Genomic DNA, 8,136 nt, shown 5'->3' with positions numbered 1-8,136 from the left:
CGGCGTCAGCCGCCGGAGCGGCCGGCCCGGACGCCCCGGAGGCGGCCGGTCCAGCGACCGCCTCCGCGCGGCGTCGCACAGCACCGCCGGCTGTGAGAGGAAGGTGATGCGCCACCACGATCATCGACAGGCCCCATGCATTGAACGCGTCCGGCTCGGCCGTCCCGGCCGAGCCGGACGGACGCTGGTGTCCGTGAGACCGTCAGGACCAGCGACGCGGGAAGCTGTCGCCGTCGAGCCGGTCGCCGGCCGCGAGGCCGAGCGGATCGGTGACGGGATGCGGTGTGCCGCTGTACGTCGTGGCCTCGTCCATGTAGATGGTGACGTGGGCGAGGCGGGCCAGGTCGGTGCGGTTGGGCAGCGCCATGTGGCCGGTGTAGCTGCTGTGGAACGTACAGTCGCCGGCCCGCAGCGGGACGGTCACCCGCGGGATCCACCGCAGCGACGGCTCGGCCTCGAACAGGTCCTCCTCGTCGTGCAGGTCCTGCGGCCGCAGCCCGGAGACGCCCTGCGTGCCGGGCAGGAACGTCATGCAGCCGCGCTCCGGCGGCACGTCGACCAGCGCCACCCACGCCGACAGCGACAGCCGGTCGTTCGCGTGCGGCCAGTAGGGGCGGTCCTGGTGGAACTCCGTCGCGGCGTTGTTGTGCGGCTCCTTCACCAGCAGCTGGTCGTGCCAGAGCCGCAGCGGGAAACCGGCCAGCTGCTCGGCGACGCGGCCGAGACGCGGATGGAGCGTGAGCTCCCGGAGCGTCGTGTCCTGCTGCCAGACGTTCACCAGCTGGCTGAAGACGCCCTGCTTCTCCAGGCTCTCGGCCCGGTGCGCCTCCAGGAACGACTCGGCGGCGGACCGGAACCGCGCCACCTCGTCCGGGCCGAGCATCCCGCGCACTCGGACGAACCCGTTCTGGCGGTAGTCCTCCACGAGCGCGCCGGGCACGCGGCCGTCGGCGTCGACGTCGGACTCGCGCCGGTCCGTAGGGGTGATCGTCATGGTCTGGCCTCCTTGGCAGTGCCGATGTGAGCACCACCAGCCTGGGTGCCGCCGTGCGCCGAGGGCTAGGCCGATACCGTCGACTCCTCGTACGATCCCGACATGACCGCGACGCTGCACGAGCACTCGCTGTTCGCCGGCAGCCCGGTCCTGGGCGGTGTCCACCGCCTGACGGACGGCATCGACCCGCACGCCCACGACTTCGTCGAGATCGCCGTCGTCGGCACCGGCGCGGGCACCCACCTCACCAGCCGCGGCGAGCGACCGGTCGGGCTCGGCGACGTCATCGTGCTGCGCCCCGGCGCCTGGCACGGCTTCGGCGACTGCACCGACCTCACCGTCGCCAACTGCTGCATCTCGGCGCAGGCGCTGCGGGCGGAGCTGGCCCCGCTCGGCGACATCCCGATGTTCCGGCGGCTCATCTGGACCGACCCCGTCGCGGCCGGAGCGTACGGCGTCGTCGTCACCCGCGTCGACCGGCGGGCCGCCACGGACGCCGTCGAGGCGGTCGCCGCTCTGGAGCGGGAGCTGGAGGGCGGCCGGCGCACGGCGGGGCGCGTCCTCGGCCACCTCGTGACGATCCTCGGGATCCTCGCGGACGGGCGAGCCGGCGGCGGCCCGGCCGGCGACGGCACGACGCCGGCGCCCGCGATGCATCCCGCCGTCGCCGCGACCATCGCCCGGCTGGAGGACGCGCCGGAACGGGCGTGGCGGCTGGACGAGCTCGCCGCCGCCGTCAACCTGGACGCGGCCTACCTCGGCCGGCTGTTCCGCCGGCACGTGGGGCTCACCCCGCTGGGCCTACTGTCGCGGATCAGGGCCGAGCGCGCGGCGACGCTGCTGACGCACTCCACGCTCCCGGCCGCGCGCGTCGGCGCCGCGGTGGGCTGGGACGACCCCACCTACTTCGCGCGGAGGTTCCGGTCGCTGGTCGGGCTGTCACCGACGGAGTACCGCCGGCGCAGCTGACGCCCGCGGCGGCCAGGTGGGATCGATCCGTGGAGCCGAGGTCCGCGGCAATGCTGGCGAGGTCGTCGTCCGGCCGAGTCGCCAGCGCGAGGCGTCCAGCGTTGCGGTCAACGGCGCCGCGGCGTTCGTGATCCGGCCTGGTGTGAGGTCGCTGAGCACCGCGAGCCCCGCCGGACGCAGTCGGAGACATGCCAGTACTGATCGACCTCCCGTGCGGGGAACGGCGACCTGATACAGGAGCATCAGGCCACCCTCACAGCCGCCGCCAGGCAGGTCGGCTACAGCACTCCGTACGCCCTGCCCGGACCATTCGGTGTTCATCCAGGATGATCAACGAGACAGCACCGACGAGCCACGCGGATGTCCCGATCGGCGGCGTGCGTGAGCTTGGCTCGCCGAAAGTGACCATCCGTGCCGGATAGGCCCGGTTTGTGGAGCACTTCGGCGTGCCAAGGCAGCGGCCACCGACATCGTGACGACCACGCCCCGGCGCGATCGTCGCGCTCTCATCCGCACGCCGATGTCGCCCACGCCGTCATTCTCGATGGCGGCCAACAAGACACCAGCGCCAACAGTTGGCGTTCATGTCACCCCTCGTGCGATCACGGCCGGCCCGGCAGAGGGGTGCGAGCCTGCCGCCGTCTCACGTCCGATACCAATACCGGTATTGTTATCGCCGACAGAGACCAGGCTCCGGACCGCGAGGATTGCCGCATGATCGAGTTGAAGACCGCCGCCGAGATCGAGGCGATGCGCGCCGCCGGGCGCGTCGTCGCGGCCGTGCACGCGGAGGTGCGGGCACACGCCGCCCCCGGCGTCTCGCTGGCGGAGCTGGACGAGCTGGCGCGCAAGGTCATCGACGGCGCGGGGGCGGGCTCGTCGTTCCTGGGCTACCACCCGCGGTTCGGGGCGACGCCGTATCCGGGCGTCATCTGCACGTCGGTGAACGACGTCATGCTGCACGGCCTGCCGACGTCGTACCGGCTGCGCGACGGCGACCTCCTCAGCGTCGACTGCGGCGCGCACGTCGACGGCTGGCACGCCGACGGCGCGGTCAGCTTCGTCGTCGGGACGGCGGCGGCCGCCGACCTCGCGCTGATCGAGACCGCCGAGCGGACCCTCGCCGCGGGCATCGCCGCGGCCCAGCCGGGCGGACACATGGGTGACATCGGTCACGCGATGTCGGCGATCGGCCGCGCCGCCGGCTACGGCATGCAGAACGACTTCGGCGGCCACGGCATCGGACGGGCCATGCACGAGGAGCCGTTCGTGCCCAACGAAGGGCGTCCGGGACGCGGCCTGCCGCTGCGGCCGGGGCTGGTCATCGCCATCGAGCCCAGCCTCATGGCCGGCGGCCGCGACGGCTACCACATGGCCGACGACGGGTGGTCGCTCGTGACCGACGACGGCAGCCGCAGCGTGCACGTCGAGCACACCGTCGCCATCACCGAGGACGGGCCGCGGATCCTGACGCTGCCGTGAGCGGGACGGGTTCGCCCGGCGTGGCCCGGTGCTGATACCCTTCTCAGGCCCGAGCCCGCGTAGCTCAGGGGATAGAGCGTCTGCCTCCGGAGCAGAAGGCCGTAGGTTCGAATCCTACCGCGGGCACCCAGGTCAAGCGGCATGTCGATCATCGCACCATCGCCGGCATTCGGCGGCGCCGCGCGCCCGATGGCTACGCTCGCGGCATGGACATGAGACTGGAGCTGGTGGCGGTGCCCGTCACCGACGTCGACCGTGCCAAGGAGTTCTACGTCCGGGCGGGCTTCAACGCCGACCACGACCACACGGTCAGCGACACCGTCCGGTTCGTGCAGCTCACTCCCCCGGGATCGGCCTGCTCGATCGCGATCGGCCAGGGGCTGACGGGCATGGAACCCGGGTCGCTCGACAACCTGCAGATGGTGGTCGCCGACGCCGACGCCGCCCGGGCCGACCTGCTGGCGCGCGGCATCGAGGTCAGCGAGGTCGACGACCAGCCGTGGGGCCGCTTCGTCTTCTTCTCCGACCCGGACGGCAACCGCTGGGCACTGCAGCAGCTCCCGGACTGGTCCGCGGGCGCCCAGACCGGGTGACCGCAGGTCAGGGGAGGTCAGCCGCGTCGGTCGTCACCGCCGGTCCCAGGTGCGGTTGACCTGCCGCACGACCAGCCGGACCAGCACCGCCAGCGCCACGACACCGGCCGCCACGCCGACGCCGACCGCCGCCTCCGTGCCGGCGCCCAAGGCGTCGCCGATCAGCCCGGCCAGGGCGCCCATCAGCACGGCGACGATGACGCTCACCAGCAGAGCGATGCTCGACAGGTACTGGCCGGCCGGGATGCGGCTGCGGCGCACGCCGTAGGTCTGCATGAGCCCGGCGACGTCCTCGCGGTGGCCGGTGACGAAGTACGGCTCGAGCTCGGGCGCCAGGTCCAGATAGCCGCGCCGCAACCGGTTCATCCCGGCGACCAGCTCGACGTCCTCGCTGTTGAGCTGGACCAGGCGGATGACGGTGGCCAGACCGATGACGACGAGCAGCGGCATCAGCACGAGCGCGAACAGGCCGAAGCCGGGTCCGAAGTCGGTGCTGTCGGCGACCAGCGCGAGCGCCACCACCGTGGCCGAGACGACGGTCAGGAACCAGCTGGCCCGGCTGAAGCTCTCGCTCCAGGCGAGGTTGCGGGTCGCCAGCAGGCTCCAGTGCTCGGTCGACAGGATCTGCGCCCGCACGGGGACGGGCGCCGGCTCACGGACGGGTGCGGCGTCCTCGGCCGGGGCGACGGGCTGCTGGTCTGCGGAGGGATCGGGCACGGCGCGCCTCCTGTTCTGCCGCCGCGGCACCGGCGGCCTGGCCCCACCCTAAGGGTGCCATCGGAACGAAAACGTCGTCTCACCCATTGAGCCGTTCCGCGCGCGAGCCGGCGCCGTCGCCGCTAACGTCTTGGTCCGTGGACGTCGCTCGCTACCGTGCCCACTGTCCCGCCTGCCCGTGGACCAGCCGCGATTTCTCCCGCTACACGACCGCCGAGAACGCCGCCCGCGCGCATGCGGACGAGAAGGATCACACCTGCCACGTGATCGACCAGTACGGCTTACGAGTGACGGGGTCGACGGTGCGGCCCGGCGACGAGATCTGACCGCGAACTCGCAGGTCAGAGATCTTTCCGGCCCCTACCCTACGCTGGGGCCATGGCCGTCACGCGCACGGCCGGCCAAGACCTCGCCGGCCTGGTGCTCCCACTCGCCAAGGCGCTCGCCGCGTTGGAGTCCTCCGTCGCGCGCCGCCACGGCCTGACGTCGTGGCAGTCCGCCATCCTGCGCGCGGCCGCGGAACCGCCCGGACGCACACAGCGCGAGATCGTCGGCGCCATCGGCTACGACCGCAACCGCATCGTCGCCGATCTCGACGACCTCGAGCGCAGGGCGCTGCTCTTCCGCCGCGTCGACGACCTCGACCGCCGGTCCAACCGCATCGAGGTGACCGCGGCCGGACGGCGACTGGCCCGGGCCACGACCCGCGACCTGCGAGCCGGGACCGACGACCTGCTGGCGGCGGTCGGCCCGGGCGACGAGCGCGCGACGGTGCTCCGCGGCCTCGCCGCGCTGCGCGACCGATGCGCCGACGACGCCTGGTGCACCGCCTGGCTGCGGCCGTGACGTTCACGTTCCGGCCGCTCACCCGCGCCGACTTCGCGCTGCTGCGCCGCTGGCTCGAGCAGCCGCACGTCGCCCGGTGGTGGAACCACGAGACCACGCCGGAGGCCCTCGACCGCGACTTCGGTGGGACCGCCGACGGCACGTCGCCGGGCGAGGACCTGCTGGCCCTGCTCGACGGCGTCCCCGTCGGCCTGGTGCAGCGGTCCCGGCTGGCCGACTTCGCCGAGTACCGCGACGAGTTCGCCGCGCTCACCGACGTGCCGGACGGCGCCGTCACCATCGACTACCTGGTCGGCGACCCCGGCCGCGTCGGCCGCGGCCTGGGCACGGCGATGATCGGCGCCGTCGTCGCCGACACCTGGCGGGCGCATCCGGACGCGCCCGCGATCGTCGTCGCCGTGGTCGCCGCGAACACCGCGTCGTGGCGGGCGCTGGAGAAGGCCGGCTTCCGCCGCGTCGCCGAGGGGGCCATGGAGCCGGACAACCCGGTCGACGACCCGCTCCACTACGTCTACCGGCGGGACCGGCCCGTCACGGGCAACGAATGACCAGTCCTGCGTAGGACAGCCCGCCGCCGAACCCGAACAGCAGCACCGGCGCACCGGCCGCGATCTCGCGCCGCTCGACCAGCTTGGACAGCGCGATCGGGATGCTCGCCGCCGACGTGTTCCCGGACTCGACGACGTCGCGGGCGACGACGGCGTTCACCGCGCCCAGACGCGCGGCCAGCGGCTCGATGATCCGCAGGTTGGCCTGGTGCAGGACGACGCCGCCCAGGTCCTCGGGCGCGACGCCGCTGCGCTCGCAGACCTGCCGCGCGATCCGCGGCAGCTCGGTGGTGGCCCAGCGGAACACCGCCTGGCCCTCCTGCCCGAACGTGCCGGGACGGCCCTCGATGCGCACGGCGTTCGACATCTCCGGCACCGAACCCCACGTGACCGGGCCGACCTCGGGCTCGTCGGCGGCCACCAGCACGACCGCGCCGGCGCCGTCGCCGACCAGCACGCAGGTCGAGCGGTCGGTCCAGTCCGTGAAGTCGGTCAGCTTCTCCGCGCCGATCACCAGGGCCCGGGTGGCGGCGCCGGCCCGGATGGCGTGGTCGGCCGTCGCCAGTCCGTGGGTGAACCCGGAGCAGGCGGTGTTGACGTCGATGGCGGCCGGCGTCGTCATGCCCAGCCGCGCCGCGACCCGGGCGGCCATGTTCGGCGACCGGTCGATCGCGGTGCAGGTGGCGACGACCAGGTAGTCGATGTCCGTCGGTGCGAGGCCGGCGTTGGCCAGGGCCTTCGCCGCGGCCTGCGCGGCCATGGCGTCGACGGTCTCGTCCTCGGCGGCGATGCGGCGGGTCTCGATGCCCACCCGGGAGCGGATCCACTCGTCGCTGGTGTCGACCATGGTGGCCAGCTCGGCGTTGGTGAGGACGCGCTCGGGCTGGTAGTGGCCGACGGCGACCACGCGGGAGCCTGTCATGCTCGCAGCGTAACCGCGACCCTGGGAGAGGCGATGACCAGTCACCAGTACACGACCACCGTCCGCTGGACCGGGAACCAGGGCACCGGCACCGCGTCGTACCGCGGCTACTCCCGCGCGCACGCGATCGAGGCCGACGGCCGGCCGGTGCTGGCGGCGAGCTCGGACCCGGCGTTCCGCGGCGAGGCCGGCCGCTGGAACCCCGAGCTGCTGTTCGTCGCCGCGCTCTCGGAGTGCCACATGCTGCAGTACCTGCACCTGTGCGCGGTCGCCGGCGTGGTCGTCACCGGTTACGAGGACACCGCCGGCGGGACCATGGAGATGACGCCCGACGGGGGCGGCGCGTTCACCGAGGTCGTGCTGCGCCCGGTCGTCACCGTCGCCGACGCGGGGATGGTCGAGCAGGCGACCGCGCTGCACGAGCGCGCCCACGAGCTGTGCTTCCTGGCGTCGTCGGTGCGGATGCCGGTACGGCACGAGCCCACGGTGACCGCCGGGTGAGGATCGACGAGCTGCGCGACTGGATCGGCGCCGACTTCGGCATCGAATTCAGCGAGGTGACGCCGATCGGCCATGGCGCCGACGCGGCGGCCTCGGTCTGGATGGTGCGGGCGGGCAGCGAGTTCTACGCGGTGAAGTGGACCGGCGGCGGGTCGGCGGCCGGGCTGCTGCTGCCGGCGCGGCTGGCCGAGCTGGGCGTCGGCGGTGTCCCCGCGCCGGTCCGGACGCTGGACGGCGCGCTGTGGTCCGAGCGCGGCGGGCGGCGCCTGTCGTTGCAGCCGTGGGTGGGCGACGCCCGAGCGGTCGACGTCGGCCTGACGCCCGAGCAGTGGACGGCGTACGGCGCGCTGCTCGCGCGGGTGCACGCGGTGCCGACGGACGACGCCGTCGTGAGGCGGTTGCCGGTCGAGGAGCACCGGCCCGACACCGTGCTCACGGCGACGGCGGACGTGACCGCGCGGCTGGCCGGCGGGGACGGCGGGCCACGCGACGACCTGACCGACGGGCTGGCCGCGGCCTGGCGCGACGGCGCCGAGCTGCTCGGCGCGCTGACCGCGCGGGCCG

10 protein-coding genes, 1 tRNA gene and 1 pseudogene are annotated in these 8,136 nt (G+C 73.5%); 9 read left to right on the top strand and 3 right to left on the bottom strand.

All coding sequences use genetic code 11. The features are described from left to right. Nucleotides 1–202: 202 nt before the first annotated feature. Complete coding sequence (locus tag DY240_RS25620) at nucleotides 203–994, bottom strand: phytanoyl-CoA dioxygenase family protein (protein ID WP_119662521.1); 792 nt, start codon at nucleotides 992–994, stop codon at nucleotides 203–205. Nucleotides 995–1,096: 102 nt separating this feature from the next. Here DY240_RS25620 and DY240_RS25615 point away from each other — a divergent pair, with 102 nt between their 5' ends. From DY240_RS25615 to DY240_RS25600, 4 genes are all read left to right on the top strand, one after another. Then, nucleotides 1,097–1,963: a helix-turn-helix domain-containing protein gene (locus DY240_RS25615; RefSeq protein WP_119662520.1), complete on the top strand. Its 867-nt coding sequence runs from the start codon at nucleotides 1,097–1,099 to the stop codon at nucleotides 1,961–1,963. Between the two features lie 714 nt (nucleotides 1,964–2,677). Beyond that, nucleotides 2,678–3,445, top strand: coding sequence for a type I methionyl aminopeptidase (map, locus tag DY240_RS25610; RefSeq protein WP_119662519.1), 768 nt, complete (start codon nucleotides 2,678–2,680; stop codon nucleotides 3,443–3,445). Nucleotides 3,446–3,498: 53 nt separating this feature from the next. Beyond that, nucleotides 3,499–3,571, top strand: a tRNA-Arg gene (locus DY240_RS25605). Between the two features lie 80 nt (nucleotides 3,572–3,651). Continuing rightward, the gene (locus DY240_RS25600) at nucleotides 3,652–4,038 is read left to right on the top strand and encodes a VOC family protein (protein ID WP_119662518.1); all 387 of its coding nucleotides are present in this window, start codon (nucleotides 3,652–3,654) and stop codon (nucleotides 4,036–4,038) included. A gap of 33 nt (nucleotides 4,039–4,071) precedes the next feature. Here the strand turns inward: DY240_RS25600 and DY240_RS25595 are convergent, their stop codons facing one another. Beyond that, nucleotides 4,072–4,755, bottom strand: coding sequence for a hypothetical protein (locus DY240_RS25595; RefSeq protein WP_119662517.1), 684 nt, complete (start codon nucleotides 4,753–4,755; stop codon nucleotides 4,072–4,074). A gap of 137 nt (nucleotides 4,756–4,892) precedes the next feature. Here DY240_RS25595 and DY240_RS25590 point away from each other — a divergent pair, with 137 nt between their 5' ends. From DY240_RS25590 to DY240_RS25580, 3 genes are read left to right on the top strand one after another with little or no spacing between them, the layout of a single operon-like run. Continuing rightward, nucleotides 4,893–5,081 (top strand): hypothetical protein, encoded by a 189-nt coding sequence (locus DY240_RS25590; protein WP_119662516.1) that lies wholly within the window; start codon nucleotides 4,893–4,895, stop codon nucleotides 5,079–5,081. Between the two features lie 52 nt (nucleotides 5,082–5,133). After that, a complete protein-coding gene (locus DY240_RS25585) occupies nucleotides 5,134–5,601 on the top strand; it encodes a MarR family winged helix-turn-helix transcriptional regulator (protein ID WP_119662515.1) in 468 nt (155 codons plus the stop codon). After that, entirely contained in the window at nucleotides 5,598–6,149 is a 552-nt protein-coding gene (locus DY240_RS25580) for a GNAT family N-acetyltransferase (RefSeq protein WP_199702423.1), read from the top strand. Before DY240_RS25585 ends, DY240_RS25580 begins: the two co-directional genes overlap by 4 nt. Here the strand turns inward: DY240_RS25580 and DY240_RS25575 are convergent. Beyond that, nucleotides 6,133–7,071 carry a beta-ketoacyl-ACP synthase III gene (locus DY240_RS25575; protein WP_119662513.1) on the bottom strand — a complete coding sequence of 313 codons (939 nt, stop codon included), beginning with the start codon at nucleotides 7,069–7,071 and terminating at the stop codon, nucleotides 6,133–6,135. The two genes, DY240_RS25580 and DY240_RS25575, sit on opposite strands and share 17 nt — an antisense overlap. 33 nt (nucleotides 7,072–7,104) lie before the next feature. On the opposite strand from DY240_RS25575, the gene DY240_RS25570 reads away from it, so the two are divergent. Continuing rightward, entirely contained in the window at nucleotides 7,105–7,572 is a 468-nt protein-coding gene (locus DY240_RS25570; RefSeq protein WP_119662512.1) for an OsmC family protein, read from the top strand. Continuing rightward, nucleotides 7,569–8,136: pseudogene (locus DY240_RS31490) on the top strand (aminoglycoside phosphotransferase family protein); the annotation flags it as partial. The gene DY240_RS25570 and the pseudogene DY240_RS31490, both read left to right, overlap by 4 nt.

It is taken from the genome of Jiangella rhizosphaerae, from assembly GCF_003579925.1.
Classification (GTDB): domain Bacteria; phylum Actinomycetota; class Actinomycetes; order Jiangellales; family Jiangellaceae; genus Jiangella; species Jiangella rhizosphaerae.
The sequence above is the reverse complement of the archived record's forward strand: the minus strand, read 5'-3'. Positions and strand labels throughout refer to the sequence as shown.